General features: G+C 38.5%; 18 protein-coding genes and 1 tRNA gene. 17 read left to right on the forward strand and 2 right to left on the reverse strand.

The window, feature by feature from the left end; genetic code table 11:
• The 8 genes from VIH09_RS12775 to VIH09_RS12810 form a co-directional block, all read left to right on the forward strand.
• Positions 1 to 2011 (forward strand): family 65 glycosyl hydrolase domain-containing protein (locus VIH09_RS12775; RefSeq protein ID WP_331581600.1); only part of this gene is annotated, 2011 nt, incomplete at its 5' end.
• 141 nt (positions 2012 to 2152) lie between these two features.
• On the forward strand, positions 2153 to 4033 hold the full coding sequence (locus VIH09_RS12780; protein ID WP_331581602.1) for a glycoside hydrolase family 13 protein: 1881 nt from the start codon (positions 2153 to 2155) through the stop codon (positions 4031 to 4033).
• Positions 4034 to 4090: 57 nt separating this feature from the next.
• On the forward strand, positions 4091 to 5752 hold the full coding sequence (locus VIH09_RS12785; protein WP_331581605.1) for an alpha-amylase family glycosyl hydrolase: 1662 nt from the start codon (positions 4091 to 4093) through the stop codon (positions 5750 to 5752).
• Between the two features lie 252 nt (positions 5753 to 6004).
• On the forward strand, positions 6005 to 6562 hold the full coding sequence (locus VIH09_RS12790; RefSeq protein WP_331581607.1) for an NfeD family protein: 558 nt from the start codon (positions 6005 to 6007) through the stop codon (positions 6560 to 6562).
• 13 nt (positions 6563 to 6575) lie between these two features.
• Positions 6576 to 8105, forward strand: coding sequence for a flotillin family protein (locus tag VIH09_RS12795; RefSeq protein WP_331581609.1), 1530 nt, complete (start codon positions 6576 to 6578; stop codon positions 8103 to 8105).
• A 105-nt stretch (positions 8106 to 8210) separates the two neighbouring features.
• The gene (locus VIH09_RS12800; RefSeq protein ID WP_331581611.1) at positions 8211 to 8888 is read left to right on the forward strand and encodes a glycerophosphodiester phosphodiesterase; all 678 of its coding nucleotides are present in this window, start codon (positions 8211 to 8213) and stop codon (positions 8886 to 8888) included.
• Positions 8889 to 8916: 28 nt separating this feature from the next.
• Positions 8917 to 10125: an NAD(P)/FAD-dependent oxidoreductase gene (locus tag VIH09_RS12805; RefSeq protein ID WP_331581613.1), complete on the forward strand. Its 1209-nt coding sequence runs from the start codon at positions 8917 to 8919 to the stop codon at positions 10123 to 10125.
• A gap of 99 nt (positions 10126 to 10224) precedes the next feature.
• Positions 10225 to 10956: a hypothetical protein gene (locus tag VIH09_RS12810; protein ID WP_331581615.1), complete on the forward strand. Its 732-nt coding sequence runs from the start codon at positions 10225 to 10227 to the stop codon at positions 10954 to 10956.
• Between the two features lie 114 nt (positions 10957 to 11070).
• Here the strand turns inward: VIH09_RS12810 and VIH09_RS12815 are convergent, their stop codons facing one another.
• Complete coding sequence (locus tag VIH09_RS12815; RefSeq protein WP_331581617.1) at positions 11071 to 11547, reverse strand: TspO/MBR family protein; 477 nt, start codon at positions 11545 to 11547, stop codon at positions 11071 to 11073.
• Positions 11548 to 11660: 113 nt separating this feature from the next.
• Here VIH09_RS12815 and VIH09_RS12820 point away from each other — a divergent pair, with 113 nt between their 5' ends.
• The 7 genes from VIH09_RS12820 (at position 11661) to chrA (ending at position 19737) form a co-directional block, all read left to right on the forward strand.
• Complete coding sequence (locus VIH09_RS12820; RefSeq protein WP_331581619.1) at positions 11661 to 12746, forward strand: diphosphomevalonate decarboxylase; 1086 nt, start codon at positions 11661 to 11663, stop codon at positions 12744 to 12746.
• 57 nt (positions 12747 to 12803) lie between these two features.
• Positions 12804 to 13742: a mevalonate kinase gene (locus VIH09_RS12825; protein ID WP_331581621.1), complete on the forward strand. Its 939-nt coding sequence runs from the start codon at positions 12804 to 12806 to the stop codon at positions 13740 to 13742.
• A gap of 71 nt (positions 13743 to 13813) precedes the next feature.
• Complete coding sequence (locus VIH09_RS12830) at positions 13814 to 14770, forward strand: geranylgeranylglycerol-phosphate geranylgeranyltransferase (protein ID WP_331581623.1); 957 nt, start codon at positions 13814 to 13816, stop codon at positions 14768 to 14770.
• 281 nt (positions 14771 to 15051) lie between these two features.
• A complete protein-coding gene (locus VIH09_RS12835; protein WP_331581625.1) occupies positions 15052 to 15960 on the forward strand; it encodes a pseudouridine synthase in 909 nt (302 codons plus the stop codon).
• Positions 15961 to 16039: 79 nt separating this feature from the next.
• Positions 16040 to 16402, forward strand: coding sequence for a nuclear transport factor 2 family protein (locus VIH09_RS12840; RefSeq protein ID WP_331581627.1), 363 nt, complete (start codon positions 16040 to 16042; stop codon positions 16400 to 16402).
• A 199-nt stretch (positions 16403 to 16601) separates the two neighbouring features.
• Positions 16602 to 18371 carry a DUF885 domain-containing protein gene (locus tag VIH09_RS12845; protein WP_331581629.1) on the forward strand — a complete coding sequence of 590 codons (1770 nt, stop codon included), beginning with the start codon at positions 16602 to 16604 and terminating at the stop codon, positions 18369 to 18371.
• A 241-nt stretch (positions 18372 to 18612) separates the two neighbouring features.
• Positions 18613 to 19737, forward strand: a complete 1125-nt coding sequence (chrA, locus tag VIH09_RS12850; RefSeq protein WP_331581631.1) for a chromate efflux transporter — start codon at positions 18613 to 18615, stop codon at positions 19735 to 19737.
• A 94-nt stretch (positions 19738 to 19831) separates the two neighbouring features.
• Here chrA and VIH09_RS12855 read toward each other — a convergent pair.
• Positions 19832 to 19916 (reverse strand) — tRNA-Leu (locus tag VIH09_RS12855).
• A 111-nt stretch (positions 19917 to 20027) separates the two neighbouring features.
• Here VIH09_RS12855 and VIH09_RS12860 point away from each other — a divergent pair.
• On the forward strand, positions 20028 to 21416 hold the full coding sequence (locus tag VIH09_RS12860; protein WP_331581633.1) for a dipeptidase: 1389 nt from the start codon (positions 20028 to 20030) through the stop codon (positions 21414 to 21416).
• A gap of 238 nt (positions 21417 to 21654) precedes the next feature.
• Positions 21655 to 22083 (forward strand): hypothetical protein, encoded by a 429-nt coding sequence (locus tag VIH09_RS12865; RefSeq protein WP_331581635.1) that lies wholly within the window; start codon positions 21655 to 21657, stop codon positions 22081 to 22083.
• Positions 22084 to 22147 lie beyond the last annotated feature (64 nt).

The raw sequence follows: 22147 nt of genomic DNA on the forward strand, positions 1-22147 counted from the left end.
TGACCTGAATTCTTGTGCTGAAGTGACAGACTTCCGTCGTGAATTGAACATGAAAGAAGGCTGGTACAGCCGTTCTTTTAAAGCGAAACTAAAAAATGGAACAGAAATCGCGGTTAATGTTATCCGTTTCCTTTCGATAACCTTGGATGAAGTTGGAATCATTAACTATGAGATCACTCCTTTAAACAAGGATGCCAAAATAGTATACAAACCTTATATTGACGCGGGAGTTACGAATGAGGATGCCAACTGGGATGAAAAATTCTGGGAACCGCTTGAAGTAAAACATAGCGGCAATGAAGCCTTTGTTACGGCGCAAACTTTTAAGACTCATTTTAAGGTCACTACTTTCATGCAAAACAGCATTTTAGAAAATGGTCGGAACTTAAATCTTTCTCCAGCTAACTTTGACACAACCACTGATAAGATTCAAAGCAGCTATGATGTGATTGTAGCCCAAGGGCAAAAATCATCCATTCAAAAAATAGGTGGTTACACCGTTTCTTTAAACCATAACAATACACTTGCAGCTGCCGAGAAGGTAATCCAGTCTGCTTTAACAAAAGGATACGATCAATTATTGCAAGATCAAATTGATGCTTGGGCAAAAATTTGGGAAATGTCAGACATAACAATCGATGGTGATGTAAAAGCACAGCAAGGAATCCGTTTCAACATTTTTCAGTTAAACCAGACTTACTTAGGAAAGGACAGCCGATTGAATATTGGGCCAAAAGGTTTTACCGGCGAAAAATATGGAGGTTCCACTTATTGGGATACCGAAGCCTATTGCATCCCGTTTTACATGGCCACCAAAGACCAAAAAGTGGCACGAAACTTATTGACGTATCGCTACAATCAATTGGACAAAGCCATCGAAAATGCCGAGAAAAATCTTGGATTCAAGAATGGAGCGGCCCTCTACCCAATGGTTACGATGAATGGTGAGGAATGCCATAATGAATGGGAAATTACTCATGAAGAAATTCACAGAAATGGCGCTATTGCTTTTGCAATATTCAATTATCACCGCTTTACCGGCGACTACTCTTACATTCCCGAAAAAGGATTGGAAGTTTTGATTGCGATTGCCCGTTTTTGGCACCAAAGAGCCAACTTCTCCAAAGACAAGAACCAATACGTTATTCTTGGAGTTACAGGACCCAATGAATATGAAAACAATATCAACAATAATTTCTACACCAATTACATTGCAAAATGGTGTATCGATTACACCTATGAGCAAATTCAGAAAGTGTCTTTAGAATACCCATCAGACCATAAACGCATTATCGAAAAGGTAAAACTGGCGGAAGCTGAATTGCAAGAATGGAAAAAAGTTGCAGACAACATGTATTTCCCAGTATCGGAAGAGCTAGGAATTTATTTGCAGCAAGATGGCTTTTTGGACAAAAATTTAGTTCCTGTAAAAGACCTAGATCCTGCACAAAGACCAATTAATCAAAAATGGTCTTGGGACAGAGTATTGCGTTCTCCTTATATCAAACAGGCTGATGTACTGCAGTGTTTCTATTTCTTTGAAGAGCATTTCTCACAAGAAGAATTGAAACGCAATTTTGAATTCTACGAATCGTTTACCGTTCACGAAAGTTCTCTTTCCCCTTGCGTACATTCCATTCAAGCGGCTTCGCTTGACAAAATGGACATGGCTTATACCTTTTATTTGAGAACATCCCGTCTGGATTTGGATGACTACAATAAAGAGGTCGAAGAAGGTTGTCATATCACTTCCATGGCCGGTACTTGGATGAGTATTGTTGAAGGATTTGGTGGAATGCGCGTGAAAAATGACCGCTTACACTTTTCTCCAAAAATACCAAAAGAGTGGACAGGGTATTCCTTTAAAATTAATTTTAGAGGTCAGGTTTTAAAAGTGGACATCAATCATTATGAAACTACTTTTTCAGTAGACGGAACTCAGGATTTGACACTTGTAATAAATGACAATTCGGTTGTAGTTTCGCCAAATAACACGGTTACCCTAAAATAGTTAATTGTAAAGAACTTGTAGACAATTCTTTCTCTTAGAAGGCCATTACAGCCAAAAACAATCCCGATTTTATATTGGGATTGTTTAATTAGATACACCGGTAATTAAAATAAATTAATGTTAATCAAAATGTGCTTAATTATGAATAAATTTGACTCAGTGCCATTAAGAAATATTCCTTTTCTAAAAAGAATAACTTTATTGTTTTTATTTATGTCTCTAACCATGAACGCCCAAATTGACAGAATTGAACCGCCATTTTGGTTTGCAGGAATGCACAATCCGGAAGTGGAAATCATGTTCTATGGTAAAGACATTGCGCAATATCAAGTTGCTACGACAAATTCAATAGCGATAACGAATATCAAAAAAACAGAAAACCCAAACTATCTTTTTGTTACCATCGACACCAAGAACGTTTCGTCCACGACTATTGATTTTTTGTTTAAAAAAAATGACAAAGTCACTTTTACACAGAAATACACTTTAAAACAAAGGCGAGAAAAATCAGCAGAACGCAAAAGCTTCGATGCGTCGGATATGCTGTATCTCATTATGCCTGATCGTTTCGCTAACGGAAATGCAAAGAATGACAGCAATGAAGCCACCGCAGAAAAATTCGACAGAGGTTTACCCGGAGGAAGACATGGCGGCGATATCGAAGGGATTATAAAAAACCTAGACTACATTTCTTCGTTGGGAGCAACTGCCATTTGGAGCACCCCCCTATGCGAGGACAATGACAAGGCTTTTTCATACCATACCTATGCCCAATCAGACGTTTACAAAATAGATCCACGTTATGGAACCAATGAAGATTATGTTAGGTTAGCCTCTGAAATGCACAAAAAAGACATGAAATTGGTGATGGACTATGTTACTAACCATTGGGGAATCGAACATTGGATGATGAAAGATTTGCCCACTCATGACTGGATCCACCAATTCGAAAATTACACCCAAACCAACCACAAACGATCAACAATAAGCGACATTAACGCTTCCGAAATTGACAAGAAAATCTGTTTGGACGGATGGTTCGTTCCCACTATGCCAGACTTGAACCAGTCCAATCCTTTAGTATTAAATTATCTGAAACAAAATGCCATTTGGTGGATTGAATATGCCGATTTGGACGGTTTTAGAGTAGACACCTACAATTATTCCGATCCAAAAGGAATAGCATCATGGACGAAGTCCATTACGGATGAATACCCCAATTTCAACATTGCAGGGGAAATCTGGATGCATAATCAAGCGCAAATGGCCTTTTGGCAAAAAGACAGTAAAGTGGGTGCGATACAAAATTACAATTCGAATCTCCCAACGGTAATGGACTTCACTTTGCATGATGCATTAGGAACCGTTTTCAATGAAGACGATGGGAATTGGGACAAGGGAATGGTGAAAATTTACGATAATTTCTCCAATGACTTTTTGTACCCCAATCCAAATAACATCTTGGTTTTCGCCGAAAATCATGACACCAATCGCATCAATGAAGTCTATCATAACGATTTCAAAAAATATCAAATGGCCATGGCTTTGATTGCCACCGTGAGAGGGATTCCTCAATTGTATTACGGAAGTGAAATTGGGATGAGCGGAGATAAAAACAAAGGCGACGCCGATATTCGCCAAGATTTCCCTGGAGGCTGGTATGGCGATCAAAACAATGCATTCATAAAAGAAGGCCGAACTCCGGGACAAAACGAATATTTTGATTTCACTTCCAAATTATTCAATTGGAGAAAAACAAATGAAGCGGTCCATTTCGGAAAAATGACCCATTATATACCTGAAAACAATGTATATGTTTATTTTAGATATACCGATAAAAAAACGGTAATGGTTGTTATCAATAATAGCACGACCTCCCAAACTTTCAAAACAGCCCGTTTTCAAGAAAACATCAAAGCGTCTAAAATGGGAAAAGATGTCCTAGCCGGAAATTCGTACGACCTGACAAATGAAATATATTTGGATGGGAAAACGGTTTTGATCTTAGAACTGGAAAAATAATTATCCTTTAAAATTTGGAACGACAAACTTGACTTTCCTTACTAATTCAAATTAACCATGAAAAAACAACCAATCCTACTTCTACTGTCAGCAATGGCTTTTTGTATAAGTTGCTCCAACACAAAAAATCTTTCAGAAAACAAAATAGCGACAAAAACCCCTTTCGTTTGGGAAGCCGCAAGTGTTTATTTCCTGATGACAGACCGTTTCAATAATGGTGATCCATCTAATGACTTGAACTTTAACCGAATCAAAAAGGCCGGAAAACTTCGCGGTTTTGAAGGCGGTGATATCAAAGGCATTTCTAAAAAAATTGATGAAGGATATTTTGACAAACTGGGGATAAATGCCATTTGGTTCACTCCAATAGTGGAACAAATACATGATGCGGTTGATGAGGGAACTGGCTTAAGCTACGGTTTTCATGGCTACTGGGCCAGAGACTGGACCAGTCTGGACCCTAATTTTGGAACAAAAGAAGATTTGGCCGCATTGGTTAAAAAAGCGCATGCGCATGGCATTCGCATCATTCTTGATGGCGTGATCAACCATACGGGACCGGTGACAAATGTGGATACCGTTTGGCCTTCGGACTGGGTAAGAACGGGCCCGCAATGTGACTATAAAACTTTTGAGTCCACAACGGCCTGCACCTTGGTCAAAAACCTACCGGATGTAAAAACCGAAAGCACACAGGAAGTGGCGCTTCCCACTTTTTTAATCGAAAAATGGAAAGCAGAAGGCAGATACGAAAAAGAAGTGGCTTCGCTAGACGCTTTTTTTGCGAGAACTGGATATGCCAGAACACCGAAAAATTACATCATTAAATGGTTGACGGATTACATCACGGAGTTCGGAATCGATGGCTATAGGGCAGATACCGTAAAACACACAGAGGCCACGGTTTGGGCCGATTTCAAGACCCAATGCGATTACGCTTTTGCCAGTTGGAAAAAAAACAATCCAAGCCAGATATTGGACAACAGCCCCTTTTATACCATTGCCGAAGTCTACAATTACAACATCAGTGCGGGAAAATATTTTGATTTCGGTGACAAGAAGGTGAACTATTATGAAAATGGTTTTAACAACATGATCAATTTCGAATTCAAATGGGATGCGCAAAAAGACTATGAATTTATATTCTCCAAATATCCAAGCATTTTGAACGGTGAGTTAAAAGGATCGGGGGTCCTGAACTATTTGTCTTCTCATGACGACGGTGGCCCTTTTGACGCGGCAAGAACCAAAAACAAAGAAACGGCGACAAAATTACTTCTTTCCCCGGGAGCAGCCCAAGTATATTACGGGGATGAATCGGCACGTTCTTTAGTTGTCGAAGGAACAGAAGGCGATGCAACTTTACGTTCTTTTATGAATTGGGAAGACATTCGGTCAAATCCTGAAACACAATCAGCACTTTTACATTGGCAAAAACTGGGACAATTCAGGAAAAATCACCCTTCCATCGGAGCGGGAATTCACCACAAAATTGCAGCACAACCCTATACTTTTTCGAGAACTTTTTCTAAAGGGACTTCCACGGACCAAGTCGTGATAGGACTGGATTTACCCATTGGCAAAAAAGAGCTTTCAGTAGGAGCAGTGTTTGCTAACGGCACAAAATTAAAAGATGCCTATTCAGGAAAAGAAACCACAGTTTCGAACGGAAAAATAAGCATTGACACGGCTTTTGATATAGTTTTATTGGAACAATAAATTCATTTTAGGTTAAGCATATAATTTGCCTATAGAAAATCTATCTAGGGCAAAATTGAAACCTCAAATTCGCAAGTTAATTAATGTAATTTGCGAATTTGGGGTTTTATTTATTGAAGTTCTAAAGAAATGCAACAACCAAAACGTTCCTTCAACGTAATTAAAATCTTATTATTATCCGTATTTTAATTTCGATCTGCTTGTAACATTTAGCATAACTTATAGTCTAATTACTACAACCAAACCTTAACTATGAACTTTTTAGAAAACTACGACCCCTTGCTCAAGGCTTTCTGGTACATTGCGTTGCCTGTAAGCTTATTTTTTGGACTCCAAACCATAATGACATTTCTCGGCTTAAGTGATGGCGAAACAGATATGGATTCTGACACCGGAGATGTTGACTTACCCTTTGAAATATTCACTTTACGTAACTTAATCAACTTTTTATTAGGATTCAGTTGGACTGGAATTTCATTTTACAACTCCATAGAAAACAAAACCGTATTGATTATTATTTCCGTGATAGTTGGACTACTATTTGTTGCCATTTTCTTTTTCTTGATTAAACAAATTTTAAAACTATCTGAGAATAATAGCTTCAAGATTGAAAGCGCACTCAATCAAACTGCCCAAGTATACTTAACTATTCCTGAAGCAAAATCAGGAAAAGGGAAAGTACTAATTAGCGTAAATGGGTCAATCCATGAATTAGACGCTATGACGCGTTCAACTGAAAAAATCCCATCAAATACTACAGTGAAAGTAGTTGCCGTAGAAAGTAACTTATTAATTGTAGAAAAAAATTAAATTAAACTAAACCATGACTGAAATTATTATTATTGTTGTTGCCGTATTTGTTGTTTTTGTAACCTTCTTAACACTTATTTCTCGTTACAAAAGATGTCCTTCAGATAAAATCCTTGTTATTTATGGTCGTACAGGCGGAACGTCTGCGAAATGTGTTCATGGCGGCTGTGCTTTTATTTGGCCAGTTGTTCAAGATTTTCAATATTTAGATTTAAAACCTCTTTCCATTGACGCCAATTTAACGAATGCACTGTCACGTCAAAATATTCGTGTTGATGTTCCTTGTCGTTTTACCATCGCTATTTCTACTGAATCAGAAAGTATGAATACCGCTGCAGAACGTTTATTAGGCCTACATCCAGAACAAATTCAAGAATTAGCAAAGGATATTCTTTTTGGTCAGTTGCGCTTGGTTATTGCAACAATGACAATTGAAGAAATCAACTCTGACAGGGATAAATTCCTAGAGAATATTTCGAAAAATGTTGATTCTGAATTAAAGAAAATTGGATTAAAATTAATTAACGTTAACGTTACGGATATCAAAGACGAATCCGGATACATTGAAGCTTTAGGAAAAGAAGCTGCTGCAAAAGCAATAAACGAAGCTAAAATTTCGGTTGCCGAGCAAGAAAAAATCGGTGAAACAGGGAAAGCAATGGCTGATCGTGAAAAAGACGTTCAAATTGCCGAGACCCATAGAGATCGCGATGTAAAAATTGCAATTACCAATAAAGATAGAGAAGTAAGTATTGCAGCTGCATTTAAAGACGAAAGTATTGGTAAAGCTGAAGCACTAAGGGATACTCGTGTAAAAACATCCGAAGCAAATGCGATTGCTATAAAAGGGGAAAATGAAGCGAGAATTGCCATCGCACAATCTGAAGCAACTCGTCGTGAACGCGAAGCAGAAGCATTGCGTACTGCATTAGCATCTGAAAAAGTACAAAGCGCAAAAGCATTGGAAGAATCCTATGTTGCGGAACAAAAAGCAGAGGACGCACGTGCTGATAGAGAACGTTCTACCCAAAATGCCAATGTGGTTATTCCTGCCGAAATTGCAAAACAAAAAGCCATTATTGACGCACAAGCTGAAGCGGAAAAAACTAGGGAATTAGCAAAAGGTGAGGCCGACGCAATCTTTGCAAAAATGGAAGCTGAAGCGAAAGGTTTATATGAAATCTTGACCAAACAAGCGGAAGGTTATCGCGAAGTCGTAAGTGCTGCCGGCGGTGATCCTACAAAAGCATTCCAATTATTATTAATTGAAAAATTACCGGAATTAGTTAGGACACAAGTAGAAGCGGTTAAAAATATCAAAATAGATAAAATTACCGTTTGGGACTCCGGAAACAACGGCGATAACGGAGCCGGTTCTACCGCTAACTTCGTTTCCGGTATGATGAAAACCGTTCCGCCTTTGAATGACCTGTTTAATATGGCTGGATTAAACTTGCCAACATATTTAAAAGGGGATGATAAAGCAGAAGAAGTTAAATCAACTACTAAAAATGATATTACTCCTAATGAAGAGCTGAAATAAATTAGGTTTATATCAAATAGTCAGCCCATAAATCAAAGTACAAAAAGCACAAATCGAATTCGGTTTGTGCTTTTTTATTTTAGCTACCTTTGTAAAAAACATACCATGCTAAAAATAGGCCATCGTGGAGCCAGGGGACATAAACCAGAAAATACTTTAGTTGGTTTTCAAAAAGCGATTGACCTGCATGTGGATCGAATTGAACTTGATGTACACCTGAGCTCAGACAATGAAATAATGGTAATTCATGACGAGACTATCGACAGAACTACCGATGGCAAAGGTTTTGTAAACCACTACTCTTTACCTCAATTGAAGCGTTTCCGAATTGAAAAAGAACATCACATTCCAACTCTATCAGAAGTCTTGAACCTCGTTGACCAAAAGTGCGACATCAATATCGAACTGAAAAGCTATGAGACCGCCGATAAGGTGGTGGATTTAATTGAACAGTACGTTTCAGAAAAAAAATGGAATTACAACCAGTTTTTGGTCTCCAGTTTCGATTGGAATGCATTGCGGCAAGTCACTTTTTCAAACTCAAAAATACCGATTGGCGTTCTGACGGAAACGAATTTAGATTTGGCTTTCGCTTTCGCCAAATTTGTAAAGGCCAAGTCCATCCATCCTTATTTCCATTTAGTCACCGAAGAGAATACGGCCAGAATGCAGGAACAAGGATTTCAAGTGTTTCCTTGGACAGTGAATGAAATTGAAGACATAAAAAAAATAAAAACGTATAACGTAAACGGGATCATCTCTGATTTCCCGGACAGATTATAAATTTTGCGAATAGCAAAACAATAGAAATATGAATCAAGATTTTGATATAATAATAGTAGGTGGCGGTGCAGCAGGGTTTTTTACAGCCATTAACATCGTAGAGAAAAACCCAAAACTAAAAGTAGCCATATTAGAACGTGGCGCCGAAGTACTGCAAAAAGTCCGCATTTCTGGCGGCGGAAGATGCAATGTTACGCACGCTTGTTTTGAGCCTAATGAATTGGTTAAATATTATCCTCGCGGCGAGAAAGAATTGCGTGGACCTTTTCATCAGTTTTGCTCTGGCGACACCATCGAATGGTTTGAAAAACACGGCGTGGAATTGAAAATCGAAGATGACGGGAGAATGTTTCCGGTTTCGAACTCGTCGCAATCCATAATCGACTGCTTTTTACAAGCAACTCAAAAACTTGGAATTAAAGTCTTGACGGGACAAAGTGTACAATCCATCTTTAAAAAAGAGAATAACTGGAAAATAGAAACACAAAACGAGAACTACATTGCTGAAAAATTAATCCTAGCGACAGGAAGCAACCCCAAAATATGGGAAATGCTGCAAAGCTACGGTCACGCCATTGTAAGCCCTGTCCCTTCCCTATTCACTTTTAATATCAAAGATTCCCGAATAAAAGAATTACCGGGTGTCGCTGCGCAAGTAACGGTAAAAGTAAAAGACACCAAACTTGAATCTACGGGCCCTTTATTGATCACGCATTGGGGAATGAGCGGCCCAGCCGTTTTGAAACTATCAGCTTGGGGCGCCAGAATATTGCATGACAAAAACTATCAGTTCACCATTTTCGTGAATTGGCTGAATGATGTTGACGCTACTGATGCCGAGAAAAAATTAAAGGAACTAAAACAAGAACACGCCAAAAAAGCGGTCTCGAAGAAATCGCCTTTCGATTTCCCGAATCGTTTGTGGGAAAGCCTGGTGTTGGCCTCAGGAATCGAAACCGAAACCAAATGGGCCGATTTGTCCAAAGCGCAACTGCAAAACCTATCCAACCAATTGACGAACGGTACATTCCAAGTCAACGGAAAAAGCACCTTTAAGGAGGAATTCGTAACCGCGGGCGGAATTGACCTGAAGGAAATCAACTTCAAAACTATGCAAAGTAAACTTCATGAAAATCTTTATTTTGCTGGAGAAATCGTGAATATTGACGCAATTACCGGTGGATTTAATTTTCAGAATGCCTGGACGAGCGGGTTTATATTGGCGAATAATATTTAGCTAAACACCTTTTTCAGTTTTATTAACAAGATTTTACGTCTTTTCTAAGTTTTCGTTAAGACAATTCTGATAACTTTACTTTCAACTTAACAAAAATAGATGAAAGTAAAATTACTCACCGCCCTATTCTTTTTCATTTCTCAATTTAGCTTCTCACAAACAATTAAAGGTAAAGTCGTATTTAATAATTATGCAATACCTAAAGTCGAAGTCATTAATGCTAGTACAAAAACACTTACAGTCTCTGATGCAAATGGAGAATTTTCAATTAATGCAAAAACGAATGATGTACTAGTATTTGTATCTAAAGAACATCAAGTAAAAAAAATCACAATTAACCCTAAACTATTCACCAAAGACGAATTAGTCGTTGAATTAATTCTAAAAGCAGAAGAATTAAACGAAGTAGTTATTACAAATATGCCATCTATTAAACTAAGTAAAGATGATAAATGGGAACAAAAAAAGATCGACCAATATGCAATAGAAAAGAATGCAACCACTCCAAAAGTTATTGGTGTTAATATGGGCACAATTGAAAACGGGATGAATTTCATGCGAATAGGTGGCATGATTGCGGACTTATTCCGAAAGGAAAAAGAACCCGCTGAAAAATCAGTTCCGAAGATTGAATTTATGGCATTGGTTAAAACTACATACGACCAAAAATTTTACATAGAAAGTTTAAAATTGAAACCTGAGCAAATAGCACTATTCCTTGAATTTTGCGATGCAGACCCCAAATCAAAAACAGTTGCGGAAAGCAATAATGACATGGCTTTGATGGATTTTTTGTTCGTTAAAAATGCTGAATTCAAAAAGAACTTATAATACCGACTTCGATTAATAATTCTCTGGCTAAACAAAGGAGAAGATGAACCGGAATACTCCCAATTCAAGTAACAACTTGAATCTGCACAATTCCCCCTTCAGGAATTAGGGGGCTTATTTATTAAGCCACCAGATACTCGCGTTCAAAACCATCGCAAAACTTACCCACAGCAAATATGGTATAAACAAATAGCCCGCAATTTTGTTGATTTTTCCAAATTGAATATAGGTTTCATAAATCATAAGCCAGAGGATTACAATTTCTACTAAGGCCAACATAGGGTTCTTTAATCCGAAGAACAAATAAGACCACAAAGCATTCAGGGCCAATTGCAAGGCAAAAATCAGCAAGGCTTTTTTGACAACTTCTGTATTCGATTCCATACGGTCCCAAACCAATCCTGCCGCAATCCCCATCATGATATATAGCATACTCCATACTGGCGCAAAAATCCAATTAGGCGGATTGAAACTCGGTTTTACCAAAGTGGGATACCAAGTGATAATTGCAGAACGGGTAACGATTCCAGAAAAATAACCGATGACAAGGCAGGTTACAACAACGGTAAGGATTTTGGTAATTCTATTCATTTTGGCGATTTTCAATTTTTCCCAAAAATAAACAAAAACTTTACACCGATTCAACAAATAAACAAATCAACCTATAAAGCAAAAAAAGTATCTTTGTCAAAATTCTATAATACATGTTTTCAGCAAACGATTTTATTCCAACCCAATATTCTCAATCAATTGAAGGCGGAAATTTCCAATGGAGCGCACCCAGCAATATTGCACTCGTCAAATATTGGGGAAAAAAGGAAAACCAGATTCCCGCCAATCCATCGGTTAGTTTTACCCTGAACAATTGCAAAACGATAACCAAATTGGCTTTCGCCAAAAAGGAAAAGCGAGATGCTTTTTCCTTTGATTTGCTTTTCGAAGGGAAGCCTAAAGAAGATTTCAAACCTAAAATCCAGAAATTCCTGGAACACGTCGAAGTCTATTTGCCTTTTTTGAGAGACTATCATTTTACCATAGATACCGAAAACACTTTTCCGCACAGCTCTGGAATCGCCTCTTCGGCATCGGGGATGGCCGCTTTGGCGATGAACTTCATGAGTCTGGAAAAAGCATTAAACCCGTCAATGACCGAAGAATACTTTTTTCAAAAGGCTTCTTTTCTGGCCCGTTTGGGTTCGGGCAGTGCTTGCCGAAGTGTAAAAGGAAGTGTTGTCGTTTGGGGAAGCCAAAAAAACATCGAAGGCAGTTCTGATTTATTTGGGGTGGAATTCCCGAATGCCATACATGATAATTTCAAAAATTACCAGGACACTATTTTGCTTGTTGACAAAGGCGAAAAACAGGTTTCAAGTACCGTTGGCCATGATTTGATGCACAATCACCCCTATGCCAGCAGCCGTTTTGCGCAAGCACACGAAAACTTGGACAAACTGATTGCCATTTTTGAAAGCGGCGATTTGCAGGAATTCATTAAAGTGGTCGAAAGCGAAGCCTTGACTTTGCATGCAATGATGATGACATCGATGCCTTATTTCATTTTGATGAAACCAAACACATTACAAATTATAAACGCGATCTGGAAATTTCGAAATGAAACCAAAATCCCCGTTTGTTTTACGCTCGATGCGGGAGCCAATGTTCATGTTTTGTATCCCGAAAACGTTAGCGCTGCCGTTTTACATTTTATTAAGGACGAATTAGTTGGCTTTTGCCAAAATGGGCAGTACATTTGTGACGAAATTGGAAATGATGCTTCTTTAACAGATTAATTAGTATTATATTTACGAACCAATTCTACTTCAAGCGTTAACCTAGATCTATTAAATATGAAAGGACCGTTATTTTATTCAAAAATATTACTCTTCGGGGAATACGGAATCATCCGTGACTCTAAGGGTTTATCGATTCCTTATAATTTTTATAATGGTGCGTTGAAAAGAAATGAAAACCCTTCTCCAGAAGCTACCGCATCAAATGCAAGTTTGAAACGTTTTGCAGACCATCTGGAAACTTTACAATCCGAGCAATCTGATTTAGTTACTTTTGACATAGAAACTTTGAAAAGCGACATTGAAACTGGGATGTATTTTGATTCCAGTATTCCACAAGGTTATGGCGTAGGGAGCAGCGGTGCCTTAGTTGCCGCTATTTATGATAAATACGCCCAAGACAAAATAACGGTTCTTGAGAATCTGACTCGCGAAAAACTATTACAATTAAAAAACATATTTTCTCAAATGGAGAGCTTTTTTCACGGGAAAAGTTCTGGTCTTGACCCTTTAAACAGCTATTTGAGCATACCTATTTTAATCAATTCCAAAGACAATATTGAGGCAACTGGCATTCCGAACCAAATTTTGGACGGCAAGGGCGCTGTGTTTTTGTTGGATTCAGGAATCGTGGGAGAAACGGCACCAATGGTTAGCATATTTATGGAAAACCTAAAAGACAAGGGGTTCCGCACCATGCTGAAAAACCAGTTTGTAAAATACACCGATGCTTGTGTCGAGAATTTCCTTGGTGGGGACATGAAGTCTTTATTCATGAATACCAAAAAATTATCAAAAGTGGTTTTGAATAACTTCAAACCCATGATTCCTGAGCAATTTCATGCCATTTGGCAAAAAGGAATTGACACTAACGACTACTATTTGAAACTTTGCGGTTCTGGTGGCGGTGGCTATATTTTAGGTTTCACCGAAGACCTGGAGCGCGCCAAATTATCGTTGAAGGACTATAAATTAGAAGTAGTATACCAATTCTAAAAAAAACACCAATTTCATTCGTAGTTTAATCTTTCGAAACAATTTTAAACCTTACACTTTAAACTTTAAAAATGTTAAGCAGGAAAAACAAACTATTAATAATGAAAATTGTCAGTTTGTTCTCTGTAGTAAGAGGCTATAACATTCCCATCATTATTCTGGCGCAATACCTGTCGGCCATTTTTATTTTGGCCCCCGAGAAAGGAGCACTGAATATCCTACTGGATTTTGACTTGTTTTTGCTAGTTTTCGCTTCCTCTTTAGCGATTGCCTCGGGTTATATCATCAACAATTTTTACGACAGCCAAAAGGACTTGATTAACCGTCCCAACAAATCCATGCTGGACCGTTTGGTTAGCCAGAAAACGAAATTGACGGTGTATTTCACATTAAATTTTATAGTTGCTCTAATTGCTATGTTTGTCTCCTGGCGGGCATTTTTGTTCTTTTCGAGTTACATATTCCTGATTTGGCTTTATTCCCATAAAATAAAAAAATACCCTATAGTGGGAAATCTAACGGCTACACTTATGGCCGTAATTCCCTTTTTTGCCATACTACTGCACTACTATAACATTCTGTCTTTTGAAGAAATAGAGAATTACAAAAGCCACTTTGCCGTGATTTTTGCACACGCCAGTTTTCTTATGCTCTTGCTGTTTGTGAGGGAAATGATCAAAGATTTAGAAAACATAAAAGGTGATTTGGCCAACGATTACAAAACCATTCCCGTTCGATATGGGGAAGCCGTATCCAAAAAAATTATCACGGCCCTAACGATTTTGACGGTATTTCCTGTTTATGTTTTGATCGATATCTATGACGTGGGCTACATGGACATTTATTTTTATGTTTGTATGATCGTCTTGATTTTCTTTTTGCTCTATCTATGGAAATCCGAAAAGAAAGAGCAGTATCTGTTGCTTCACAACGTACTAAAATTCCTAATTGTTTTCGGCGTTTTTTGTATCGTGCTCATCGATCCTTCCGTACTATGGAAAGGAAAAAAAATGCTTATGCTGATTTAGAGCAGATTTTTAATTGCCACAATTACGGATTTAAAAACAAACCGTAATCCCAGAAACCCCTTCGTGTGCAACTAAATTTAGCCCCGATAGCAGCGGCATCCTTATTTGAGGCGATTTTTATGAGCCTTAAATAAGATACAGCGGATAGCGGGAAATAGCTCCTGAAAAATGTCATCCCACCCGATCGACGTCCTTATTAATTAGATAGTTAGCTTTTTATAATTCCCATTTATCGATTAGCAATTATATAAATACTATCTTTGCACAAATTATGGAATATTATGAATAATAAGGAAGGCAATAATAAAAAAAGCGGTGCTAGACCAACAAGTTCTAGACCTAGCTCGAATAAGCCAAAACCTGCGATGCAAAAAAGGGCACAAGGGCCAAAAAAAGCAAAAATAAATACGAAAGCTGCAGAGGTTGTTGCTGATAAAGTGGAGAAAAAACCGAATCAGGCACCAAAAAGACCAAAAGTAAAAGATGAAATTCGTCTTAACAAATATATCGCCAATTCTGGTGCTTGCTCAAGACGTGACGCGGATATTTACATCACATCAGGGAACGTAAAAGTAAATGGGATTCCAGTTGTTGAAATGGGATACATGGTTAAACCAGGGGATGTGGTGAATTTTGACGGGTCTGTTTTGACTCCAGAGAAAAAAGTATACATCTTATTGAACAAGCCTAAAAACTTTACGACGGCACTTGACGAAGGTCAGGAATACCGCAACGTAATGGAATTGGTTCGCGGATCAACCACCGCAAAAATTGGAGCTATAGGCAGAATGGATAAAAATACTACAGGTCTGTTATTGTTTACCAACGACACTGACATGATCCGTAAGTTTACTTTACCGAGCCAAAAATCATCTAAAATTTACCAAGTTTCATTGGACAAAAACCTGAAATTTGAAGATTTGGAAAAAATAAACAAAGGCCTTACACTTGACGGACACCGCGTTTTTGTTGAAGACGTAAGTTATATTGAAGGAGAAGCGAAAAGTGAAATCGGTTTGAAGTTGAGATCTTCAAACGTGAAAGTAGTTCGTTCTATTTTTGAGCACTTTAGCTATGATGTGTTGAGAATAGACAGGGTTGCTTTTGCAGGTTTGACCAAAAAGAATTTGCCTCGTGGAAACTGGAGAATGCTTACTGACCAAGAGATTATCAATTTGAAGAACGTTTAACATTCATTGAAATCATAAAATTAAAGTCCCTTTCGCTTAAGCGAAATGGGATTTTTTTAATTAAAACCCCAAAATCAACATGACTCCTGAAAAATTGCAATCGATCGCTTTCAAATGGTTTGAGACTTTCAACAACAAAGAATTAGAGAAGCTATTGTCCCTGTATGATGACGATGCAGCACATTTTAGCCCGAAATTAAAAATGCACAAACCCGAAACGAACGGTTTCGTAACAGGTAAACAGGCGTTGCGGGAATGGTGGCAAGATGCCTTTGAGCGGTTGCCAAGTTTAAACTACAAAGTGACCTCGCTTACCGCAAACGGAGACCGCGTTTTCATGGAATATGTAAGAACGGTAGACAATGAAGAAGAGATGCTTATCGCTGAAGTTTTGGACATTAGGGAAGACAAAATTGTGGCTTCGCGTGTATATCACGGGTAGAATTACTTTTGTATTATCAATTCCGTTTTTAACAGGGTTTAAAAAACAGAACCTCAAAATCCCATTCGCTTTAAACCGAATGGGATTTTTTTTTGACAGACAAGGATTGGAAACGGAGAAAGCCGAGCTAGAAATTCACTTGGCCTATTATTCATTCTTTTTTAGTAAATTAGACGCAACCATTTAAAAACCAATACATATGAAAAAACCAACCCTTGTTTTCATTGCATTCCTTATTTCCCTAATATTGGTAAACTGCAAATCCAAAGACAAAAAAGAGGATTTTAGTGCTTTGACAAAAAATTACTTTGACGATAAAAACGCGTTGGATCCCTTGACTGCGACACAAAATGGCCAAAACGAATACAATGACCAGTTGCAGTTTGAAATGACTGATAGTTTTAGAAAAGCGCAACTTGCATTTTTTGACAAATACGAAACTAAGTTGTCTTCAATAGATCTAAAGAAACTTACCGAGGAAGAAAAAAACAGTTACGAAATCATAAAATGGGAAGTTGAAGTTGGAAAAGAACTGCTGAAACAACCGACTAATCTTATGCCCATTCATCAGTTTTGGGGAACTCATCTGACGATGGGGCAATATGCAGGCGGGACAAGCGCGCAGCCCTTTAAAACCGAAAAAGATTACTCCAATTTCTTGAAAAGGATCGACAAATATAGTGTCTGGATTGATTCGGCTATGGTTTATATGAAAAGGGGAATCGAAAAAGGAATTGTGCTACCAAAGGCGTTGACCGAAAAAGTAATTCCTCAATTCGCAGAAATACCGACAGTTAATATAGAAGACAATCTATATTATTCTTCCATTAAATTAATGCCTGCCATATTTTCTGATGAAGTAAAAAAAGATCTCACCGCTAAATATACTGCTGAAATCAATGAAAAATTGATTCCTCAATTTAAGAAAATGGCTGATTTCCTCAAAAACGAATATCTTCCCGCTTCCAGATCCAATAGCGGCATTGGAAGTTTGCCTTTTGGAAAAGAACTATATGCCGTTTACGCAAAACAATGGACAACTACCGACATGACTCCCGAAAAGATTCACCAACTAGGTCTGGAGGAAGTAGCGCGCATCAATTCTGAAATGGAAAAAGTAAAAACCCAAGTGGGTTTTGAAGGAACTCTGATGGAATTTTTTGATTATGTAAGAAACAAGCGAGAATTAAAACCTTTCAAAAAACCGGAGGAAGTGATCGCCAATTTTGAAAGAATTCATAGCATCATCAAACCAAACGTTGATAAGTTATTTTCATTACAGCCTAAAACAAAATTTGAGATTAGAAGAACTGAAGCGTTTAGGGAAAAAACCGCAAGTGCCGAATACATGCAGGGGACAGCAGACGGCTCACGTCCCGGTATTTTTTATGTTCCTATTCCGGATGTAAAAGTATACAACATGTATGGTGACGAAGATTTGTTTTTACACGAAGCCATTCCGGGACATCATTTCCAGATTTCGCTACAACAAGAAAATGCTTCTCTGCCGGATTTCAGAAAATTCAATTGGTTTGGTGCCTATGGCGAAGGCTGGGCTTTATATACTGAAAGCTTAGGCAAAGAATTAGGTTTATATACAGATCCTTATCAATATTTCGGTATGTTAGGAAACGAAATGCATAGGGCCGTGCGTTTAGTGGTCGATACCGGATTGCACAGTAAAGGCTGGACAAGAGAACAGGCGATAAAGTTTTCAATGGAAAATGAGGCTGAAAGCGAAGCCGGAATCACCACTGAAATAGAACGTTATATGGCTATCCCCGGGCAAGCCCTATCATATAAAATCGGTCAATTGAAAATCATGGAATTGCGCAAAAGAGCACAAGATAAAATGGGCGATAAATTTGACATCAAAAAATTCCACGAAAAAGTTTTAGAATCAGGCGTTATGCCATTAGCATTATTGGAAAAGAAAATTGATGCTTGGATTAAAGGGAAATTGGAGTAAAGTCCAATTGCGGCATATTAAAAAAGGGATTGCGAATTTTAATTTGCAATCCCTTTTTCTGTTTTTTCAAACGGCCCATTCTGATCAATAAACCAAAGTCTGGATGGCATGCGGACGAATGTTTACCACTGCCGATTTTCTGTTAATATATCAAAAAATAAAATTCAAAAAAATAACTATTAAAAAACTTCACGAATTTAATTTATAATTATTTTAGCCATCTTATAAAAAACATGCCTTAATGCCGCATAAAGCTACTTTAAAAGAAATTGCCAAACTGTTTTTAAAACTGGGGATCATTGGTTTTGGAGGTCCGGCTGCCCATATCGCCATGATGAGACAGGAAGTGGTGAGCAAAAAAAAATGGCTGTCAGAACAGCATTTTTTAGATCTCATTGGCGCCACAAGTTTAATCCCAGGACCAAACAGCACAGAAATGGCCATTCATATTGGCCACGAAAAAGGCGGTTGGAAAGGATTAATCGTGGCAGGAGTTTGCTTTATCATGCCGGCAGTACTTATTACAGGAGTTTTGGCCTACTTCTATAAAAAATACGGTCAACAACCCGAAGCGCAAGTGTTTTTGTACGGAATCAAACCTGCGATTATCGCCATAATCCTCGCAGCGATTTATCCATTGGCCAAAAACTCCATAAAGACGACACCGTTGGGCATCATTGCTCTCACAGCTCTAGCCCTTTCGTTGCTGAAGTATGACGAAATATATATTCTGCTTGGTGCCGGTTTGCTCGCTTTGTTGTATTCTAAATTTAAAAGCGGTCAAACATTCAGCCTTATCCCGCTGACCTTATCACAAATCACAAAAACAACTTTGGTAACGGCCTCAAACTGGAATCTATTTCTAATATTTTTAAAAATAGGCGCCATTCTTTATGGAAGCGGCTATGTACTTTTTGCCTTTTTGGATACTGAATTGGTTTCGACTGGCCTAATGTCCAGAGCTACCTTGGTGGATGCCATAGCTATCGGTCAGTTTACACCCGGCCCAGTCTTTTCGTCGGTAACTTTCATCGGATATCAAATCAATGGCTTACTGGGTGCGATTGTGGCAACAATAGCGATTTTCATTCCGTCCTTCCTGTTTGTAGCCTTGTTGAATCCGTTGGTTAAAAGAATGCGCAATTCTCCGTCTATTTCTGTTTTTCTAGATGCGGTGAATGTCGCTTCTGTGGCTATTATCGTTGCTATTTGTTGGCAAATGGGCCGCGATTCAATACTGGATTGGCGAACGCTATTCATTGCCGTAAGCTGCGCGGCGGTAACTATTGGCTATCCTAAAGTCAACAGTGCCTTTATTGTCATATATGGGGCATTGGCCGGATACTTATTGTCTTATCTGGGATAAGCAAAGGACACTTCTTTATAAAGAGTTTTGAAAATGAAGGGTTCGATCCTAAAAATAAATGACAAAAAAAAGCTTCCCGACTGAGAAGCTTTTTTGGTGCGGATAATAGGACTCGAACCTACACGCCTTGCGGCACCAGATCCTAAGTCTGGCATGTCTACCAATTTCACCATATCCGCATGCAATTGTGGGTGCAAATATAATCATAACTTCGAACATTCAAAGCAATTTTTCGAAAAAATTTTCTATTCAATTTTTTGTACTTTTGAGACACTAAAAAAAACACCTAAATGGAAAATATCAGGTCATACGTTCAACAAAACAAAGATCGTTTCATCAACGAATTAATAGAATTATTGAAAATGCCTTCCGTAAGCGCAGATGCAGCCTACTCTCAAGATGTTATCGAAACTTCAGAAGCGGTAAAAGCAAGTCTGGAAAAAGCGGGCTGTGATTTCGTGGAAATTTGCGAAACTGCAGGTTACCCGATTGTCTATGGCGAGAAAATGATTGACAAGAACCTGCCTACGATCTTGGTTTACGGCCATTATGACGTTCAACCGGCAGATCCAATCGAATTATGGACCTCTCCTCCGTTCGAACCCGTTATAAAAACAACCGAGATTCATCCTGAAGGAGCTATTTTTGCGCGTGGTGCCTGCGACGATAAAGGACAAATGTACATGCACGTAAAGGCATTTGAATACATGGTCCAAAATAACAATTTGCCTTGTAACGTGAAGTTCATGATTGAAGGTGAAGAAGAAGTGGGTAGTGTCAACCTAAAAACCTTTGTTGAAAACAATCATGACAAACTGAAAAACGACGTGATCTTAATTTCCGATACCGGAATGATATCAAACCAACAACCCTCAATTACGACCGGTCTTCGTGGCCTAAGCTATGTGGAAGTGGAAGTGACTGGACCAAACCGCGACTTGCATTCCGGTTTATATGGTGGCGCCGTGGCAAACCCAATTAATGTCTTGGCTAAAATGATTGCATCGCTTCATGACGAAAACAATCACATTACGATTCCGGGATTCTATGACAAGGTACAAGAACTGTCCCTTGAAGAAAGAGCAGAAATGGCCAAAGCCCCTTTCAGCCTAGAAAATTATAAAAAAGCACTGGACTTGAATGATGTTTATGGCGAAAAAGGATATGTAACTAATGAAAGAAACTCCATTCGTCCTACGCTGGACGTCAACGGAATCTGGGGAGGTTACACGGGCGAAGGTGCCAAAACCGTCATCCCAAGCAAGGCTTTCGCCAAAATTTCAATGCGATTGGTTCCTAACCAGGACTGGGAAGAAATCACGGAATTGTTCACAAAACATTTCATAAGTATCGCTCCGGCCGGCGTTACCGTAAAGGTGAAACCGCATCATGGCGGGCAAGGATATGTGACGCCTATTGACAGCATTGGTTACAAAGCAGCAAATATGGCTTACACCGAAACCTTTGGTGTTCCAGCCATCCCGGTTCGCTCCGGAGGTAGTATTCCTATCGTCGCCTTATTCGAAAAAGAACTGCAAAGCAAAACCATCCTGATGGGATTCGGCCTTGACAGCGATGCCATCCACTCGCCAAATGAGCACTTCGGAATCTTTAATTTCCTTAAAGGAATTGAAACCATTCCGTTGTTCTACAAATATTTTGTCGAGCTAAGCAAATAAAACTTATCACGACTGCAATTCAAAATCCGCTCGGCAATGAGCGGATTTTTTTTTGGCATTACCCGCCAAAAAAGACGGGGCGGGCTATCCGCTGCAATCTTTTTACAAAAAAAAAGGATTTTCGCTGCTATCCCTGATGCAAAACGCGGATAACCAAACATTTCGCTAAAAAAACTTGTTTTATAAAAATATATCTCTACATTTGTAGAGCAATGTGTAATCTTGTAGAACAAGTTAGATGAAAAAATTCACGCTTCTATTTATCGGGATGTTGATTTTCTGTTCTTGCAAAACAACAAACCAAATTGTAAATAACAAAAGAGAGGGCATCTGGATCGAAGAATACGCCATAGACAGCGCTCAATACAAATCAATTGGAACCTATAAAAACGGTGATCCCGTCAAAAAATGGCGATATTATTTAAACGGGAAATTGATAAAAAAGGAGCGCTACCATGAAATGTATTGCAAGACCCAGTTTTTCCATGAGAACAGAAAAACTCGGGCCAAGGGAATCACCAGATTAGATGAAGACCCAAGAGCAATTCATTGGTACTATTCAGGAATTTGGAAACATTACGACAGCGGGGGTAAATTAACGATAACGCGCAATTATGACAGAGGCGAATTAATTTCGGAGAAAATGGAAACAACGACAGATAGATAATAATAAATGAAGGTAAATGCCAACCGCATTTGAAATTCACGCTAATAAAAACAAGACCTAAAAA

It is taken from the genome of Flavobacterium sp. (genome assembly GCF_036515215.1).
In the GTDB taxonomy this organism is placed as follows: Bacteria; Bacteroidota; Bacteroidia; order Flavobacteriales; family Flavobacteriaceae; genus Flavobacterium.

Excerpts from the sequence above, each read along its gene's own strand:
- VIH09_RS12835 (WP_331581625.1), top strand. The coding sequence starts at position 15,052 with ATGAATAATAAGGAAGGCAATAATAAAAAAAGCGGTGCTAGACCAACA.
- VIH09_RS12810 (WP_331581615.1), top strand. The coding sequence starts at position 10,225 with ATGAAAGTAAAATTACTCACCGCCCTATTCTTTTTCATTTCTCAATTT.
- chrA (WP_331581631.1), top strand. The coding sequence starts at position 18,613 with ATGCCGCATAAAGCTACTTTAAAAGAAATTGCCAAACTGTTTTTAAAA.
- VIH09_RS12785 (WP_331581605.1), top strand. The coding sequence starts at position 4,091 with ATGAAAAAACAACCAATCCTACTTCTACTGTCAGCAATGGCTTTTTGT.
- VIH09_RS12805 (WP_331581613.1), top strand. The coding sequence starts at position 8,917 with ATGAATCAAGATTTTGATATAATAATAGTAGGTGGCGGTGCAGCAGGG.
- VIH09_RS12860 (WP_331581633.1), top strand. The coding sequence starts at position 20,028 with ATGGAAAATATCAGGTCATACGTTCAACAAAACAAAGATCGTTTCATC.
- VIH09_RS12830 (WP_331581623.1), top strand. The coding sequence starts at position 13,814 with ATGTTAAGCAGGAAAAACAAACTATTAATAATGAAAATTGTCAGTTTG.
- VIH09_RS12790 (WP_331581607.1), top strand. The coding sequence starts at position 6,005 with ATGAACTTTTTAGAAAACTACGACCCCTTGCTCAAGGCTTTCTGGTAC.
- VIH09_RS12820 (WP_331581619.1), top strand. The coding sequence starts at position 11,661 with ATGTTTTCAGCAAACGATTTTATTCCAACCCAATATTCTCAATCAATT.
- VIH09_RS12845 (WP_331581629.1), top strand. The coding sequence starts at position 16,602 with ATGAAAAAACCAACCCTTGTTTTCATTGCATTCCTTATTTCCCTAATA.
- VIH09_RS12815 (WP_331581617.1), bottom strand. The coding sequence starts at position 11,547 with ATGAATAGAATTACCAAAATCCTTACCGTTGTTGTAACCTGCCTTGTC.
- VIH09_RS12840 (WP_331581627.1), top strand. The coding sequence starts at position 16,040 with ATGACTCCTGAAAAATTGCAATCGATCGCTTTCAAATGGTTTGAGACT.
- VIH09_RS12825 (WP_331581621.1), top strand. The coding sequence starts at position 12,804 with ATGAAAGGACCGTTATTTTATTCAAAAATATTACTCTTCGGGGAATAC.
- VIH09_RS12800 (WP_331581611.1), top strand. The coding sequence starts at position 8,211 with ATGCTAAAAATAGGCCATCGTGGAGCCAGGGGACATAAACCAGAAAAT.
- VIH09_RS12795 (WP_331581609.1), top strand. The coding sequence starts at position 6,576 with ATGACTGAAATTATTATTATTGTTGTTGCCGTATTTGTTGTTTTTGTA.
- VIH09_RS12865 (WP_331581635.1), top strand. The coding sequence starts at position 21,655 with ATGAAAAAATTCACGCTTCTATTTATCGGGATGTTGATTTTCTGTTCT.
- VIH09_RS12780 (WP_331581602.1), top strand. The coding sequence starts at position 2,153 with ATGAATAAATTTGACTCAGTGCCATTAAGAAATATTCCTTTTCTAAAA.